Genomic DNA, 16,079 nt, shown 5'->3' with positions numbered 1-16,079 from the left:
GAGTTGTCATATAATCGCATTATGAAAGCAATTTGTTTCAAAACCGGACAGGTCCTGCCTTCCGTTTTCATTCCTCTGTCTGTTACTGTCTTTAGTGGAATTCTCTGCCTTTTTGTTTCCATTCCTGCCCCTTTTCGGGACTTGCGGCTATTATTACACAAATTACATGCCAAACAGTTTCTCTGAATCCATTTATGGCATTCAATAATCCCCCTGGACATACAGAAGAGGAACTTTGGCAACAAATACTCTCCCTGTCAAGGGAATTGCAGGAATGCAGGGCCTGCCTGCACTATCATAATACGCTGGATTACATATACGACAAGATCAACATGATAGAGAAAGAACTGGATATCTTGTTGAGAATGTTGTAGGGATCTTGTGACAAAAAGGCATGATAATTATACATTTTTATGACTATTTGTCTCGCAAGCATTAAAATTCATTTTACAACTCCATAAGAGTCCGATTTACAGATGCTATCACATAAATTCATGATTATTGCAGGATATGAATTACGATTTATTTTGTCTAATTTCAAATATCAGAACAGCCATGGATAAACGAATTGAATATGCGATGAACACATTGATCAATACAGAAATCTGGTCAACTAACCTGTACCTGTCATTGCAGGTCTATTTTGAGGGGCAGCAACTTCCGATATTGGCCTCATGGCTAAGTGCACAGGCACAGGACAATATGGGCAAGGTCTATCAGATGATGAACCGCATCTATCATGAAGGAGGTGCTGTAACCATCCATGAAATCAGGCGCGACATCCGGCAATGGCCGACACCGCTGGCTGCCTTGAACACCCTGCTTGAACATGAACAATATATATCCCGTCAGATATCCGAACTTCACGTACTATGCCAGAATACGGATTCATCCATCCATTCTTTCATCAAGGGGCTGTACACAAAACGGATATATGTAAGTACGGCGTTTATGGAATTGTTGCGTATCCTGGCCATGGAATATGAACGCAGGCTGCCCTGCTTCATATGATGTGTCAAATCGTGTAACCTGACCGGAGTTTATTGTTCACAGAGAAAATAATGGTCTAAAAATAAAACAAGTATCATCCTATGGATATATTCGCATACTCAATGTTGTGTTTCACTTCGTTGTTCACATTGATGGACCCCCTCGGAGTGATGCCGGTTTTCCTGCAGATGACCGAGGGCATGAGTGCCGGAGAACGCCGGAGCATCGCCTTAAAATCCTGCGCCCTCACGTTCGTCATACTGGTACTTTTCACCTTGTGCGGCAGGTTCCTGTTCCATTTTTTCGGGATCTCGACCAATGGTTTCCGGATTGCGGGAGGTATCATCATCTTTAAAATCGGATATGACATGCTGCAGGCACACTTCACCCATGTGAAACTGAACGAGAACGAGAAAAAAGAATATTCCAGGAACATCACCGTCACGCCTCTTGCCGTTCCGATGCTGTGCGGTCCGGGTGTAATTTCAAGCGGCATAACACTGATGGAAGATGCCCCTGAGCATATTTTCAAAATTGCACTGGTTTGCGTGATCGCCCTAGTCTGTCTCCTCTCTTTCATTATCCTTTGCGTGTCAACGCGGCTTTTGAAAATTCTTGGAGAAACCGGAAATAATGTGATGATGAGACTGATGGGGCTTATTCTGATGGTCATCGCCGTGGAATGTTTCATAAACGGGATGCAACCTGTCCTGACAGATATTTTGAGACAAGCACACGCTTGCCCCTGAATATGAAAAATAAAAAATAGTACCAACATTAAAAATTAGATTCATTATGACCGAGAATTTACAAAAGGCCCTGAACGGGCAGATTACTGCGGAATTATGGTCCGCCAACCTGTATCTTTCAATGTCCTTCTATCTGGAAAAGGAAGGTTTTTCCGGCATGGCCCGCTGGATGCGCAAGCAATCGGCGGAAGAGACAGGACACGCATGTGCCATCGCCGAATATATGGCCAAACGTGAGGCGGAGGCAAAAGTGGACAAGGTCGATGTGGTTCCACAGGGTTGGGGCAGTCCCACCGAAGTCTTTGAACATGCCTTGGAACACGAGAGACATGTTTCCAGATTGATTGACGAACTGGTACATCTGGCTTCCGAGGAGAAAGACAATGCCACCCGTGATTTTCTTTGGGGATTTGTCAGGGAGCAGGTGGAGGAAGAGGCGAATTTCCTGAACATCGTAAACCTGATGAAGAAAGCCGGAGAGAGCGGCATCCTTTTCATGGATGCAAAACTGGGGGAACGCCAGTCCTGATTTGGAATAAAAAAACGACTGACATGAGCACGATTATTGATTTGTTGGGAACGCAGGCAGGATACTACCTGGACCATGTATGCAAGACAATAGACAAGAAACTCATCCATATCCCCGAGCCGAATATGATAGACAAGGCATGGGTGGATTCCGACAGGAATATACGCACCTTGGAGAGCCTGCAAGCCCTGTACGGGCACGGGCGTCTGGCCAATACCGGGTATGTCTCCATCCTGCCGGTGGATCAGGGGATAGAACATTCTGCCGGAGCATCCTTTGCACCCAATCCTCTTTACTTCGATCCCGGGAACATTGTGAAACTCGCTATCGAGGGAGGATGCAACGCCGTGGCATCCACATTCGGAGTTCTGGGAGCTGTGGCACGTAAGTACGCCCATAAGATTCCTTTCATCGTGAAGTTGAACCATAACGAGCTGCTGACTTATCCGAACAGTTATGACCAGGTCATGTTCGGTACAGTGAAGGAGGCATGGAACATGGGTGCCGTTGCCGTGGGGGCAACTATCTATTTCGGTTCGGAACAAAGCCGCCGCCAGATTGTGGAGGTCTCACAGGCGTTTGAATATGCCCATGAGTTGGGGATGGCCACGGTATTGTGGTGTTATCTGAGAAACAGCAGTTTTAAGAAAGACGGGATTGACTATCATGCGGCAGCAGATCTGACAGGGCAGGCCAACCATATCGGGGTCACCATCAAGGCTGATATCGTGAAGCAGAAGCTGCCGTCCAACAATGGAGGTTTTAAAGCCATCGGATTCGGTAAGACCGACGGGCGTATGTATACGGAACTGGTCTCCGACCATCCGATAGACCTCTGCCGCTACCAGGTGGCCAACGGGTATATGGGAAGGGTTGGCCTGATCAATTCGGGGGGCGAGTCCCATGGGACATCTGACCTGCATGATGCCGTCGTAACCGCAGTGGTGAACAAACGTGCCGGAGGTATGGGACTTATCTGTGGGAGAAAAGCCTTCCAGAAGACGATGAAAGACGGGGTCTCGCTTCTGAACACCATTCAGGATGTCTATCTGGATCCTTCGATAACCGTTGCATAAAAACTATATGGCATGAAAAGGATCGTATTGTTGAGACATGGCGAGAGCCTATGGAACAAGGAAAACCGCTTTACCGGTTGGACCGATGTAGACCTGAGTGATAAGGGGATCGCAGAAGCCTGTAAAGCCGGTGATATGCTGAAAGAAGCGGGATTCTCTTTTGAGGCGGCTTACACATCCTATCTGAAACGGGCTGTGAAAACGTTGAATTGTGTTCTGGACCGTCTCAATGAAGACTGGATCCCGGTGGAGAAAAGCTGGAGGTTGAACGAGAAACACTACGGCATACTTCAGGGACTTAACAAAAGGGAGACAGCAGACAAATATGGCGAGGAACAAGTCCATATCTGGCGGAGAAGTTACGGCGTGTCGCCCGAGCCGGTGAAGGAAGACGATCCCCGCTATCCGGGGAACGACACCCGTTACGCCGGTGTTCCCGAAATGGAACTGCCACGGACTGAATCCCTGAAGGATGCCGTCATGCGTGTCATGCCCTATTGGGAATGTGTCATCCTACCCACATTGATGCATAGGGACAACCTGCTTGTCGTTGCCCATGGAAACAGTCTGCGCGGGATAGTCAAGCATCTCAAGAATATTTCCGATACGGACATATCCCTCTTGAACCTGCCCACGGCAGTACCTTATGTATTCGAATTTGATGAACGGCCGGTGCTTGTCAGGGACTATTTCCTCGGAGACCAGGAGGAGATACGGAGACGGACGGAGGCTGTAGCCGAACAAGGTATGATCAGACGATAAGAGTCAGTCAATCAGACTGATTTGTATTGTCTTTTTGAATATTTTATTTATTAACAATTTAAAAAAGGAGGTAAAAATGGTACCTGTAAAAACAAATTCAAACTGGTTGCCGAGTATTTTTAACGATTTCTTCGAGAATGAGTGGCTGGCAAAAACGGGAGTTACGGCTCCTGCCATCAATGTCATTGAGAATGACAAGGACTACAAGGTTGAAATGGCGGCTCCCGGAATGACGAAGGATGATTTCAAGGTGAATGTTGACGAAAACAACAACCTGACAATCTGCATGGAAAAGAAAGAAGAGAAGAAGGAGGAGAAGAAAGACAAGAAGTATCTCCGCCGCGAATTCTCTTATTCCAAGTTCCAGCAGACCATCCTGCTACCTGAAAACGTGGAGAAGGATAAGATTTCCGCAAAAGTCGAACACGGGATCCTGTCCATTGAAATCCCGAAAGTGAAGGAGGAAGAAAAACAAAAAACTTCCAAGGCTATCGAGGTTAAATAATTCCATATCTGGAATGGTGTAAGGCCGGACAGGCTTTTCCTGTCCGGAGAGCCGTCCGGCCTTTAACAGGCACTTCCGGAACAGGGAACCGGCACAACCGATGAAGGAATTCAATTTTGAAAAAGAGCTGCTTAGCGTACAGGACGAACTGTTCCGTTTCGCGTACAAACTGACAGCGGACAGGGAGAAGGCGGAAGATCTGCTGCAGGATACCCTGCTCAAGGCAATGCTTCACAAAGAAAGTTACAACAAGAACACAAATTTCAAAGGGTGGCTGTTTATCATCATGCGTAACACGTTTATCAACGGTTACCGGGCGGAGGTCGGTCATACCCGTCTGTACATATCCTCCGATCCTGCATATTATTCGCGGATCATGGACGAGTCCCGTACAGAGGAGGTGGACAGGAACTATGACCTGGAAAAGATACGTAATGCCATCAAAAGTATACCGGAGTCGCATTTCATACCTTTTGAGATGTACCTGTCAGGGTTCAAATACCGTGAGATAGCGGAAAGAACCGGTGTGAGTTTGGGAACCATAAAGAGCCGTATTTTTCACTGCCGGAAAAAACTGAAAGCTATATTGGCAGAATGAAACAAAACAAGAACTGAGATAGATGAAAAAAGATGAATATATAGGAATCCTTACTTCCGGAGGGGACGCTTCCGGAATGAATGCGGCAATCCGTGCCGTGACCCGTACCGCCATTTTCAACGGCTTCAAAGTCAAAGGAATTTACAGAGGGTACGAAGGCCTGATAGCGGGCGAGTCCAGGGAACTTACGACCGAGGATGTGAGCAGCATCATCCAGCGTGGGGGAACCATCCTGAAAACGGCACGTTCCGAAGCGTTCACCACCCCGGAAGGACGCAGAGAGGCATACGATACCATGAGGAAAGAAAAAATCGGGGCGCTGGTAGTCATCGGGGGCGACGGCTCACTGACTGGAGCCCGCATATTTGCCGAGGAATACCCTGTCACGTGCATAGGACTGCCCGGTACCATCGACAATGACCTGTACGGTACCGATTTTACAATCGGATATGATACGGCCCTGAACACCATTGTGGAGTGTGTGGACAAAATCCGGGATACAGCCACCTCGCACGACCGAATTTTCTTTGTCGAGGTGATGGGACGCGACGCCGGTTTCCTCGCCCAGAACAGCGCAATAGCCTCGGGAGCCGAGGCCGCCATTATTCCGGAAGACCGGACGGATGCGGATCAGCTGGAGACTTTTATCGGACGCGGATTCCGGAAGACCAAGAACAGCAGCATCGTCATCGTGACGGAAAGCCCGGGCAATAAGAATGGCGGAGCCATGCACTATGCCGACCGGGTAAAAAGGGAATACCCCGGATATGATGTCAGGGTCTCTATCCTGGGACATCTACAACGGGGAGGAGCGCCAAGTGCCAACGACCGCATATTGGCCAGCCGGCTGGGTGAGGCCGCCATACAGGCCCTGATGGAGGACCAGCACAATATCATGGTAGGCATACATAACAATGAGATTGTCTATGTTCCTTTTGACCAGGCTATCAAGAACGACAAGCCCATTGACAAAAACCTGATCCGTGTCCTTAACGAGTTGTCCATATAAAATGTTACTCCTATGTCGGAAGTTGCCCCTTTAATATCAGACCTTGCCACTATCTTGATTATAGCCGGTATCATAACCGTCATTTTCAAATGGCTGGGACAGCCGGTCATAGTGGGATATATTGTGGCCGGTATTATGGCAGGTCCTTCCATTTCCCTATTCCCGACTGTTTCCGACCAGGCCAATATCAAGATATGGGCGGATATCGGTGTTATTTTCCTCCTGTTCGCCATAGGACTGGATTTCTCGTTCAGAAAGCTGATAAGTGTGGGAGCCTCGGCCATATTCTCCACTGTTATCATCGTCTGCGGCATGATGTTCCTGGGATATACGGCAGGCAATGCGATGGGCTTCTCACACACGAGCTGTATCTTTCTGGGCGGAATGCTGTCCATGTCCTCCACCGCCATCGTATTCAAAGCATTCAGTGACATGGGGCTTCTCGATCAGAAATTTACCGGTATTGTCCTGGGGATACTAATCATTGAGGACGTGGTGGCGGTAATCATGATGGTGGTCCTCTCCACATTGGCTGTAGGCAAGCATTTTGAAGGCTTCGAAATGCTGGAGAGCATATTGAAACTTGCGGCCTTTCTTATTTTCTGGTCAGCATTGGGAATCTATCTGATTCCTACCCTTCTGAAAAGATTGAACCGCTTTATTAGCAATGAAATACTGTTGACAACCTCCCTGGGACTATGCCTGGGAATGGTGATGATAGCGACAAAGGCGGGATTCTCCGCCGCGCTGGGTGCGTTCGTCATGGGATCCCTGCTGGCAGAAACAGATAAAGCGGAAGAAATCGCACATATCGTGCAACCGGTAAAGGACCTGTTCGCCTCCGTTTTCTTCGTATCAGTGGGAATGATGATCGACCCTGCCATGATATGGGAATATGCCGTTCCTGTTTTTATCCTGACGGCACTGGTCCTATGCGGGCAGGTCCTGTTCGGGAGTTTCGGCGTGTTGCTTTCCGGACAACCGCTAAAGATTGCGATACAAGCCGGCTTTTCCCTGGCACAAGTGGGTGAGTTTGCGTTCATCATCGCTTCGTTAGGAATCAGTCTGAATGTAATGGACAAATACCTTTATCCGGTCATAGTGGCAGTATCGGTCATCACCACTTTCCTTACTCCTTATATGATAAGACTGTCGGATCCCGTCTACTGTTTTGCAGACAGGCACTTGCCACAATTCCTGAAAGATTACCTGACGCATTATTCTTCTGGAACAATGACCACAAGACATCAAGGCTCCTGGCACAAGCTCATCAGGTCCATGTTGGTATCCGTCACCCTTTATCTGGTGGTATGCCTGTTTTTCATAGCGCTGTTCTTCTCCTATGCGTATCCTCTGGTAATGGGACGTATTCCGGGGATGAAAGGAAGCCTGCTGAGCTTCGTTCTTGTCCTCCTTATCATATCCCCGTTTTTGTGCGCCATCATCATGAAGAAAAACAATTCCGTCGAATTCCGCAAACTTTGGGCGGACAACAGGTTCAACAGGGGGCTGCTGGTATCAATGATAGTGATCAAGGTGTTGATCTGTATCATTATCGTAATGGGTATCATCATCCGTCTTTTCAATGTCGCTTTGGGGTCAGGACTGATATTATCTTTCCTGATCATTGTCGTTATCTATTTTTCCAAGCGGATACGGAAACGATCGCTAAGTATGGAAAAACAGTTCCTCGAGAATTTCCAGGGTACAGCCGGGACATTTCCACAGGAAGAACCGGAAACAGGAGAAACCTCCACAGAAAAAAATCATGAACTATCAAATAAGTAAAATGTTATGGAATATTCAAGTTATCATGTAAACGTCCCACAATGGAGGGAGATTACAGTCGGTTCACACCTTCCGGCAGAATTGCGGAGATTTGCGGAGATGGCACATAATCTTTGGTGGACCTGGAACGAGGATGCGAAGAGTTTATATAGTGGTTTGAACCCGGAACTATGGGAAGAGGCGGAACAGAATCCGGTACTGTTTCTGGAACGGATGGATTATGAAGAGCTGGAGGCACTGACACATGACGGAAACTTCATGCGTAAGATGGAAAACGTATATTCCACTTTTAAGGCGTATCTTGATGTGGAGCCGGACCACAGCCGTCCGTCAGTTGCCTATTTCAGCATGGAATATGGTCTGGACAGGGTTCTTAAAATCTATTCCGGCGGTCTGGGCATATTGGCAGGTGACTATCTGAAGGAAGCTTCGGACAGTAACGTAGACCTCTGCGCTGTAGGGCTTTTATATCGTTATGGCTATTTTGACCAGGCTCTGGCGATGGACGGGCAGCAACAGGTTCATTATGACCCACAGAATTTCGGGCAGCTTCCGATAGAGAAAGTGATGCAGCCTGACGGGCGACAACTGGTAATCCATGTTCCCTATGCCGACAGTTTCACGGTCCATGCCAATGTATGGAAGGCCAATGTGGGACGTGTTTCCCTCTACCTGCTGGATACGGACAATGAACTGAACAGCGAGTTCGACCGTCCGATTACCCATCACCTGTATGGCGGTGACTGGGAAAACCGGCTCAAGCAGGAAATACTGCTCGGCATCGGAGGAATGATGACATTAAAAGTATTGGGCATCGAGAAAGATGTATATCACTGCAACGAGGGGCATGCCGCACTGATCAATATCCAGCGGTTATGCGACTATATATCCGAAGGCCTGGACTTCGGACAAGCCATGGAACTGGTTAGGGCTTCCTCGCTTTACACTGTGCATACACCTGTGCCTGCCGGCCATGACTATTTCGATGAGGGGCTTTTCAATAAATATATGAAAGGATATCCTGATAAGCTGGGCATTACGTGGGACGAGTTGATGAACCTCGGACGGCAAACTCCGGGCAACAAGGGAGAACGTTTCTGCATGTCGGTATTCGCCTGCAAAACCAGCCAGGCGGTAAACGGTGTCAGCAAGCTGCACAAGTCCGTTTCACAGCAGATGTTCGCGCCTCTCTGGAAAGGCTATTTCCCGGAAGAGAACCATGTGGGCTATGTGACGAATGGCGTACACTTTCCCACTTGGTGTACGGCGGAGTGGAAAAAGCTGTTTAAGGACAATTTCGATGAGAATTTCATGAACGACCAGTCCAATCAGGAAATATGGAAAGGCGTTTATAATATACCCGATGAAGAGATATGGAACATGCGGAAAAGGTTGAAAACCAAACTGATATCCTACATCAAGTGGAAATGCGGCCGGGACTGGCTCAAAAGCCAGGTTGACCCGGCATTGGGTGTCTCCATTTTCGAGAAGTTTAATCCGAATGCTCTTCTTGTCGGCTTCGGAAGGCGCTTTGCAACTTACAAAAGAGCTCATCTTTTGTTTACCGATTTGGATCGTCTGGCGCGGATTGTGAACAATCAGGAACATCCCATACAGTTTGTCTTTGCAGGAAAAGCCCATCCAAACGACACTGCCGGGCAAGGGCTCATCAAGCAGATTGTGGAGATATCCCGCCGTCCTGAATTCTTGGGTAAAATCATCTTCCTTGAGAATTATGACATGGACCTGGCACGGCATCTTATTTCTGGGGTTGACATCTGGATGAATACTCCCACCCGTCTTGCGGAGGCTTCCGGAACTTCCGGTGAGAAGGCTCTGATGAACGGCGTACTCAACTTCTCCGTGCTGGACGGTTGGTGGTACGAAGGCTACCGCAAGGAGGCGGGATGGGCCATCACCGACAAGGCCACCTATCAGGATGAACAGTACCAGAACCAACTGGATGCGGAAACAATTTATTTCCTGCTGGAACATAATATCCTGCCGTTATATTATGAACGGAAAGAAAAAGACTATCCGGAAACCTGGGTCAAGTACATCAAGAACTCGGTTGCGCAAATAGCTCCCCGCTTCACGATGAAAAGACAGCTGGATGACTACTATGACGGATTTTACAACAAGTTGTCGGAACACTTTCATGTTTTGGCGGCGGACAATTATGCAAAGGCGAAAACGCTTGCCGGCTGGAAGGCAGCTGTCGACAGCAGATGGAATGCCGTGGAAATCGTTTCCGTGAATGCGGGAAAAGGATTGGACGCCACGGTGGAGGCTGGTAAGGAATACGAGATGACGGTCGTCATTGACGAGAAAGGGCTGGACAACGCGATCGGATTGGAATCGGTCATTATACGGCATGAGGAGAATGAGGATCGCATCCATGAGGTCATTCCTTTTTCTTTGACATCCAAAGACGGAAACCTATACACTTTCAAGGCAATAACCAGAATGTTCAGCGCTGGAAGCTTCAAACAGGCATTCAGAATGTATCCCAACCATCCCCTGTTACCTCACCGGCAAGATTTTTGTTATGTACGATGGTTCTGAACGGACATGAATAAGCAAGAGTTACTGACAAATGGACGGTGTAAGAAGAAGGCGGACCGAGAAACCGTCTGGCCGGTTGTCATCATGAACTTCACCGGTGTGTATGCCCATGAGGTATTTGCACGGAACAATCAGTTCATTTGGCTAGACTGCCGTCACCTTTCTGGAACGAGAGGTTACTGTGACAAGGAGGGGATACGAAAATTGAAGCGGGTGATTGCCGGTTATCCAGCGGAAGGTATCCATTTCATTGATTCGGGCAATTATCATTACCTGACCAAATTATGGACAGACAAACTTCGAGTTCCGTTCTCTCTGATTGTATTCGACCATCACCCCGACATGCAGCCTCCCTTGTTCAAGGGCATGCTTTCTTGTGGGAGCTGGGTAAAAGACATGTTAGACTGGAATATGCTTTGCAAGAAAGTGGTGATAGTCGGTGCATCGGACAAACTGATACGCACCGTACCGGAAGAATACGGACAACGAGTCAGTTTTTATAGCGAAGCGACGTTAGCTCACGAGAAGGGCTGGCACAATTTCTCCTCTGCGTATATTGAAGGACCGGTTTACTTGTCCATAGACAAGGATGTCCTGAACCCGGCATCCGCAGTAACAGACTGGGATCAAGGGTCTTTCAGCCTGCAGGAACTGGAGGAATTACTGGCAATTGTCCTTCGAAAGGAACGTGTAGTCGGCATTGATATCTGCGGGGAATGCTCCGCAACGCTTACTTTGTTTGAGGAGAGGCGGGAAGCCACCGTGGACAGCCGGGCGAACAAGGAGCTGCTCAAACTCATACAGTCATTCTCCTGTTTTTTATAAAGCTGTTGGATATTGTTAATTATATTATCACATAAACCATATTTTATTATTATGATGAAAACAATTGTTCGTAAAATCGGTCTGGTTGCACACGATGCAATGAAAAAGGACATGATAGAATGGGTTCTTTGGAACTCGGAACGTCTGATAGGGCATAAGTTCTATTGTACGGGAACCACCGGTACACTCATTAAAAAAGCGCTCGAAGAGAAACATCCTGAAACAGAATGGGATATCACGATTCTGAAATCCGGTCCTTTAGGTGGTGACCAGCAAATGGGCTCACGTATTGTGGAAGGAGAGATTGATTATTTGTTCTTTTTCACGGATCCGATGACATTGCAGCCACATGACACGGATGTAAAGGCACTGACCCGGCTGGCGGGAGTTGAAAATATAGTTTTCTGTTGTAACCGTTCGACAGCGGACCATATTATTTCCAGTCCTTTGTTTCTTGACCCGACCTACAAACGGATTCATCCAGACTATACCAATTATACACAACGCTTTGAAAACAAAGAAATTGTATCGGAAGCAGTAGAACGGGTGAAGAAACGGATGAGCCGAAATGAAAACAATATGATCGAATGAGAATGTAATGTCCAATAAAGGGGATGTGATATGTTTCAGTCATAAAAAGCAGGTTCCTATCCTTTCTGTGAGTATAAAAAAAGATTAAAAGATCAACTGTGTGATAGCAAACTTGCGAGGTATCCTCAAATGGTTTGAAACAGTAATAAACTTTTATCATAAGTTTCTATTATTCCCTTTTATATGAGCGAACACGCCTTTTTGTAGGATTCCAATATAAGAATGAAGACTTCCATGTGGTTGAAACTTAAAATCCTTTTAGGATATGTCATACTGCTTCTCCTGCTCGTCCTGACCATTCATATCTTCCGCAAGGAACAGACGAGGCGGAACAGCCTGCGACAGGATGAGCATGAACTGGCCTGTATCCGGCATCTGGCCGGAGAAACATACGCGGGCTTGCTGGGACTGGCCACTTACGGTGAAACAGCCAGCGTCTGGGATGAAAGCGACCTTGGACTCTACCACACAAAAAAAGACAGTGTCTGTAACATGTTGCAGACACTGAAAAGGTATGTGAAGTCTCCCGAACAACAGTCGCGCATAGATTCGTTATGCCTGCTGCTGGAAAGAAAGGAACTGTTGTTAGACACGGTCATGGACACGTTCGGGCGTCTGCGCAAGACCGGCGAGATCGTGAACAGCAAGATTCCGGCAATCGTGTCCCATATCCAGCAGGCGGATGTCCTTCCTGCCGAGAAAAAGAAGGAGGAGGAAACTCCGAAGAAGGGTTTCTGGTCATTCATCAGGCCCGGGAGGAAAAAATCGGCCTATCTGCAGCAGAAGGAACAGCTGGAACGCCAGCGACAGTCCATTGGTAAACATCAGGGTACCACATCTGTCACGAGCATGCTGCACTCCCTTGACAGGGAGGTGACCGACATGCAGAAAGCCGAACGGGAAAGGCTGCTGGAACAGATGGACCTCCTGTACAGTAACAACACGGACCTGAACCACAGGCTACACCGGATTGTCAGGGACTTTGAGGCGGATGCTGGAATACGGCTTGATGAGCGTTACAGGCAATTCATTTCCACACGCGACCGCTCGTTCCATACGGTCTCTCTGCTGGCTGTCCTCATCTCGTTGCTGACCGTCCTCCTGTATCTTATCATCCACCGGGATCTGAACAGGATAAACCAGTATCAGCGTCAGCTGGAAGCCTCCAATCGTGAGAACACGGAGCTCCTACAATCCAGAAAACGCATGATGCTCACCATCGCTCATGACCTTCGTGCGCCACTGGCTACTATCAAAGGATGCGCCGAACTGCTCCCCGGGGAAGAAAAGAAGAGCCGCAAGGACGAGTATGCGGAAAATATACTCCATTCTTCCGATTACATGATCGGGCTGGTCAATACGCTGATCGGATTCTACCTGCTGGATACCGGCAGGAACAAACCCATCCTTTCGATTTTCCGGCTGGAGACCCTTTTCAGCGAAACAGCCCGGAACTACGGTTCGCTGGCCAAAAAGAAAAAGCTGCGGCTGACAACCGCCTTTTCCGGTCTGGATGTGGTAGTAAGCGGTGACCGTTCCCAGCTCCAGCAAATCCTGAACAATCTGCTTTCCAACGCCATTAAATTCACCCGGCAAGGTGAAATCCGCCTGCAAGCGGAATACCGGAATAAAGAATTGCATTTCTCGGTACAGGACACCGGTACCGGGATGACGGAGGAAGAAACAACCCGGATATTCACAGCTTTTGAACGGTTGGACAATGCCCGTAATGTTCCCGGTTTCGGATTGGGGCTGGCCATTGCAAGCAGGCTGGTCTCCGGGATGCAGGGAAGCCTTACCGTAAAAAGCAAACCGGGTGAAGGCAGCACGTTTACCGCATTCCTGCCACTCCTTGAGGCGGATGAATCCACCCAGATGGATGAGACACGCATCGCTACTGATTATCATCTGGATGGAATCAACGTACTGGTCATTGATGACGACCGGATGCAACTGAACATTACCAAAGAGATGTTTAACCGTAACGGAGTGCGGTGCGACTGCTGCCAGACCAGCCGTGAACTGGTTACCCGGCTACGGTCACAAAGATATGACCTGCTGCTGACGGATATACAGATGCCTGAAACGGACGGCTACGGAATACTTGAACTGCTCCGGGCATCCAATATGGAGAACGCAAAGACAATCCCCGTCATAGCGGTAACGGCACGGGTGGATGATGACAACGAGTATCTGTCGGGCGGCTTTTCGGGCTGCATCCATAAACCATTCTCTATGGAAGAACTGATAAATACAGTGGCACAAGTGATAGGAGAAAAAGACAGAAAGGAGTATGCTCCCGATTTCTCACTCATCCTTTCAGGAGAGGACAACAGGGAGGAAATGCTCGCCCTGTTTATCGAAGAGAGCCGGAAAGACCTTGCCGCATTAACCGCTGCCTTAGACCGACAAGACAAGGAGGCCGCCGCCTCCATCCTGCATAAGAACCTGCCCCTATGGGAAACCGTCCGTCTGGATTTCCCCTTGTCTCATTTACGGGAACTGGTGACAGAACCTGCGACAGAGTGGACCAATAGACAATCCATGGAAATGCGGGACATCATCCGGGCAGTGGAAAAACTGATAGTATACGCTGAAAAATACGGGAGGAAAGCCTATGAAAACAATCCTGATTATTGAAGATGATATTGTGTTCAGCCGTAGCATCAGCAACTGGCTGGTGAAAAAAGGGATGAAAACCGAATGCGTGGCAACCCTTGCGAATGCCCGTAAAGCCATCGGGCAAAAGGAGTTCGACCTAATACTGGCAGACCTGCGCCTGCCGGACGGAAATAGCACCTCGCTCCTGAAATGGATGAATGAGAAGTACTACTCTATCCCTTTTCTGATCATGACCAACTACGGACAGGTGGAGAATGCGGTGACAACCATGCAACTGGGAGCCATCAACTACCTGTGTAAGCCTGTGCAGCCAGACAATCTCTTGGCTCTGATAACGGAGATACTGGATAAAAACGATAACGAACAGGAGTTCTACCGAGGTGAAAGCCCCAAAGCCCATGAGATGTACCGTCTGATAGAGATGATTGCCTGTGCCGACATCTCCGTTCTGCTCCGTGGGGCTTCCGGCACCGGGAAGGAGCACATTGCAGCCGAGATACATGCCCGGAGCCATCGGAAGAACAAGCCGTATCTGGCTATCGACTGCGGGGCCATTTCCGATGAGCTTGCCGCCTCCGAGTTTTTCGGTCATCAGAAGGGAGCCTTTACCGGTGCGGAAAGCGACAAGGTCGGATTGTTCCGTGCCGTTAACGGAGGGACATTGTTTCTGGACGAGATAGGCAACCTTTCCTATAAGACACAGATGCTCCTGCTCAGGGCCTTGCAAGAGAAACGCTGCAAGCCGGTAGGTTCCACGAAAGAATACTCTTTTGATATCCGGCTGGTTGCCGCCACCAATGAGAATCTGGAAAAAGCCATCGGAGAAGGACGCTTCCGGGAAGACCTGTTCCACCGGCTCAATGAGTTCACTCTGCGGATTCCTACACTGGCAGAATGCCGGGAAGACATCCTTCCTCTGGCTTATTTTTTCTTGAAACTCACTTGCGCCAAGGCCCATAAATCGTTTCGTGGCTTTGACCGGCTGGCAGAGGCGGCACTGCTGGAATATCCCTGGCCGGGGAATATCCGTGAACTGAAGAATGTAATAGGTCGAGCCGTACTCATCTGCCAAGAGCAATGGATTTCCGTTTCAGACCTGAACCTTGAAATCTCCCTTCCTAAAGAAGAAGAAACGCAGTGGACGGAAGAAGAAAAAGAAAAGGCGTTGCTTCTCCAGACCCTTGAAAAGACGGGTGACAACCGTTCCAAGGCGGCCCGGTTGCTCAATGTCAGCCGGACTACCCTGTATGAGAAACTAAGGAAATACCATATCATCGACTGACCGGAGGATAACCCGAAGCAAATGAGGTTTACAAAAGTGTAAGCCGTCCTAACATTCTTGTCAAGGACGGCTTACACTTTTTATTTACACCCGTTTCTATATGAAATTTGTTTATTGTTGATTGTCAGTATTTTAAAAAGGTATAGAGCTTTAAACGATAGCAGAGGCATTTCATTTGGCTTACTCCG

At 48.3% G+C, this 16,079-nt stretch carries 15 protein-coding genes; all 15 read left to right on the top strand.

Translation table 11 applies throughout. From position 1 onward, the window contains the following. The first annotated feature begins 194 nt into the window (after window positions 1–194). Window positions 195–374 (top strand): hypothetical protein, encoded by a 180-nt coding sequence (locus EJF25_RS18785; protein ID WP_008771119.1) that lies wholly within the window; start codon window positions 195–197, stop codon window positions 372–374. Window positions 375–555: 181 nt separating this feature from the next. Further along, window positions 556–1,011: a ferritin-like domain-containing protein gene (locus EJF25_RS18780; protein WP_005680129.1), complete on the top strand. Its 456-nt coding sequence runs from the start codon at window positions 556–558 to the stop codon at window positions 1,009–1,011. A gap of 80 nt (window positions 1,012–1,091) precedes the next feature. Beyond that, window positions 1,092–1,739, top strand: a complete 648-nt coding sequence (locus EJF25_RS18775; RefSeq protein WP_004308119.1) for a MarC family protein — start codon at window positions 1,092–1,094, stop codon at window positions 1,737–1,739. Between the two features lie 46 nt (window positions 1,740–1,785). Further along, window positions 1,786–2,268, top strand: coding sequence for a ferritin (locus tag EJF25_RS18770; protein ID WP_004308118.1), 483 nt, complete (start codon window positions 1,786–1,788; stop codon window positions 2,266–2,268). A 23-nt stretch (window positions 2,269–2,291) separates the two neighbouring features. After that, the gene (locus tag EJF25_RS18765) at window positions 2,292–3,344 is read left to right on the top strand and encodes a class I fructose-bisphosphate aldolase (protein WP_004308117.1); all 1,053 of its coding nucleotides are present in this window, start codon (window positions 2,292–2,294) and stop codon (window positions 3,342–3,344) included. Window positions 3,345–3,356: 12 nt separating this feature from the next. Continuing rightward, window positions 3,357–4,106, top strand: a complete 750-nt coding sequence (gene gpmA / locus EJF25_RS18760) for a 2,3-diphosphoglycerate-dependent phosphoglycerate mutase (RefSeq protein ID WP_004308116.1) — start codon at window positions 3,357–3,359, stop codon at window positions 4,104–4,106. A gap of 76 nt (window positions 4,107–4,182) precedes the next feature. Next, the gene (locus EJF25_RS18755) at window positions 4,183–4,611 is read left to right on the top strand and encodes an Hsp20/alpha crystallin family protein (RefSeq protein ID WP_004308115.1); all 429 of its coding nucleotides are present in this window, start codon (window positions 4,183–4,185) and stop codon (window positions 4,609–4,611) included. 100 nt (window positions 4,612–4,711) lie between these two features. Continuing rightward, window positions 4,712–5,209 carry an RNA polymerase sigma factor gene (locus EJF25_RS18750; RefSeq protein ID WP_004308114.1) on the top strand — a complete coding sequence of 166 codons (498 nt, stop codon included), beginning with the start codon at window positions 4,712–4,714 and terminating at the stop codon, window positions 5,207–5,209. A gap of 22 nt (window positions 5,210–5,231) precedes the next feature. Beyond that, complete coding sequence (gene pfkA / locus EJF25_RS18745; RefSeq protein ID WP_004308113.1) at window positions 5,232–6,218, top strand: 6-phosphofructokinase; 987 nt, start codon at window positions 5,232–5,234, stop codon at window positions 6,216–6,218. Window positions 6,219–6,230: 12 nt separating this feature from the next. Further along, window positions 6,231–8,006: a cation:proton antiporter gene (locus EJF25_RS18740; protein WP_004308112.1), complete on the top strand. Its 1,776-nt coding sequence runs from the start codon at window positions 6,231–6,233 to the stop codon at window positions 8,004–8,006. 6 nt (window positions 8,007–8,012) lie between these two features. Beyond that, window positions 8,013–10,571 (top strand): alpha-glucan family phosphorylase, encoded by a 2,559-nt coding sequence (gene glgP, locus EJF25_RS18735; RefSeq protein ID WP_004313433.1) that lies wholly within the window; start codon window positions 8,013–8,015, stop codon window positions 10,569–10,571. 6 nt (window positions 10,572–10,577) lie between these two features. Next, entirely contained in the window at window positions 10,578–11,396 is an 819-nt protein-coding gene (locus tag EJF25_RS18730) for an arginase family protein (protein ID WP_008643581.1), read from the top strand. A 54-nt stretch (window positions 11,397–11,450) separates the two neighbouring features. Next, on the top strand, window positions 11,451–11,987 hold the full coding sequence (locus EJF25_RS18725; RefSeq protein WP_008775197.1) for a methylglyoxal synthase: 537 nt from the start codon (window positions 11,451–11,453) through the stop codon (window positions 11,985–11,987). Window positions 11,988–12,221: 234 nt separating this feature from the next. Then, the gene (locus tag EJF25_RS18720; protein ID WP_004312905.1) at window positions 12,222–14,627 is read left to right on the top strand and encodes an ATP-binding response regulator; all 2,406 of its coding nucleotides are present in this window, start codon (window positions 12,222–12,224) and stop codon (window positions 14,625–14,627) included. Beyond that, on the top strand, window positions 14,605–15,891 hold the full coding sequence (locus EJF25_RS18715) for a sigma-54-dependent transcriptional regulator (RefSeq protein ID WP_004308106.1): 1,287 nt from the start codon (window positions 14,605–14,607) through the stop codon (window positions 15,889–15,891). The genes EJF25_RS18720 and EJF25_RS18715 overlap by 23 nt, the downstream gene beginning before the upstream one ends. Window positions 15,892–16,079 lie beyond the last annotated feature (188 nt).

Source organism: Bacteroides faecalis, from assembly GCF_003865075.1.
Classification (GTDB): Bacteria; Bacteroidota; Bacteroidia; order Bacteroidales; family Bacteroidaceae; genus Bacteroides; species Bacteroides faecalis.
This window is presented reverse-complemented; position numbering and strand designations above follow the sequence as displayed.

Excerpts from the sequence above, each read along its gene's own strand:
- EJF25_RS18785 (WP_008771119.1), top strand. The coding sequence starts at position 195 with ATGGCATTCAATAATCCCCCTGGACATACAGAAGAGGAACTTTGGCAA.
- EJF25_RS18780 (WP_005680129.1), top strand. The coding sequence starts at position 556 with ATGGATAAACGAATTGAATATGCGATGAACACATTGATCAATACAGAA.
- EJF25_RS18775 (WP_004308119.1), top strand. The coding sequence starts at position 1,092 with ATGGATATATTCGCATACTCAATGTTGTGTTTCACTTCGTTGTTCACA.
- EJF25_RS18770 (WP_004308118.1), top strand. The coding sequence starts at position 1,786 with ATGACCGAGAATTTACAAAAGGCCCTGAACGGGCAGATTACTGCGGAA.
- EJF25_RS18765 (WP_004308117.1), top strand. The coding sequence starts at position 2,292 with ATGAGCACGATTATTGATTTGTTGGGAACGCAGGCAGGATACTACCTG.
- gpmA (WP_004308116.1), top strand. The coding sequence starts at position 3,357 with ATGAAAAGGATCGTATTGTTGAGACATGGCGAGAGCCTATGGAACAAG.
- EJF25_RS18755 (WP_004308115.1), top strand. The coding sequence starts at position 4,183 with ATGGTACCTGTAAAAACAAATTCAAACTGGTTGCCGAGTATTTTTAAC.
- EJF25_RS18750 (WP_004308114.1), top strand. The coding sequence starts at position 4,712 with ATGAAGGAATTCAATTTTGAAAAAGAGCTGCTTAGCGTACAGGACGAA.
- pfkA (WP_004308113.1), top strand. The coding sequence starts at position 5,232 with ATGAAAAAAGATGAATATATAGGAATCCTTACTTCCGGAGGGGACGCT.
- EJF25_RS18740 (WP_004308112.1), top strand. The coding sequence starts at position 6,231 with ATGTCGGAAGTTGCCCCTTTAATATCAGACCTTGCCACTATCTTGATT.
- glgP (WP_004313433.1), top strand. The coding sequence starts at position 8,013 with ATGGAATATTCAAGTTATCATGTAAACGTCCCACAATGGAGGGAGATT.
- EJF25_RS18730 (WP_008643581.1), top strand. The coding sequence starts at position 10,578 with ATGAATAAGCAAGAGTTACTGACAAATGGACGGTGTAAGAAGAAGGCG.
- EJF25_RS18725 (WP_008775197.1), top strand. The coding sequence starts at position 11,451 with ATGAAAACAATTGTTCGTAAAATCGGTCTGGTTGCACACGATGCAATG.
- EJF25_RS18720 (WP_004312905.1), top strand. The coding sequence starts at position 12,222 with ATGTGGTTGAAACTTAAAATCCTTTTAGGATATGTCATACTGCTTCTC.
- EJF25_RS18715 (WP_004308106.1), top strand. The coding sequence starts at position 14,605 with ATGAAAACAATCCTGATTATTGAAGATGATATTGTGTTCAGCCGTAGC.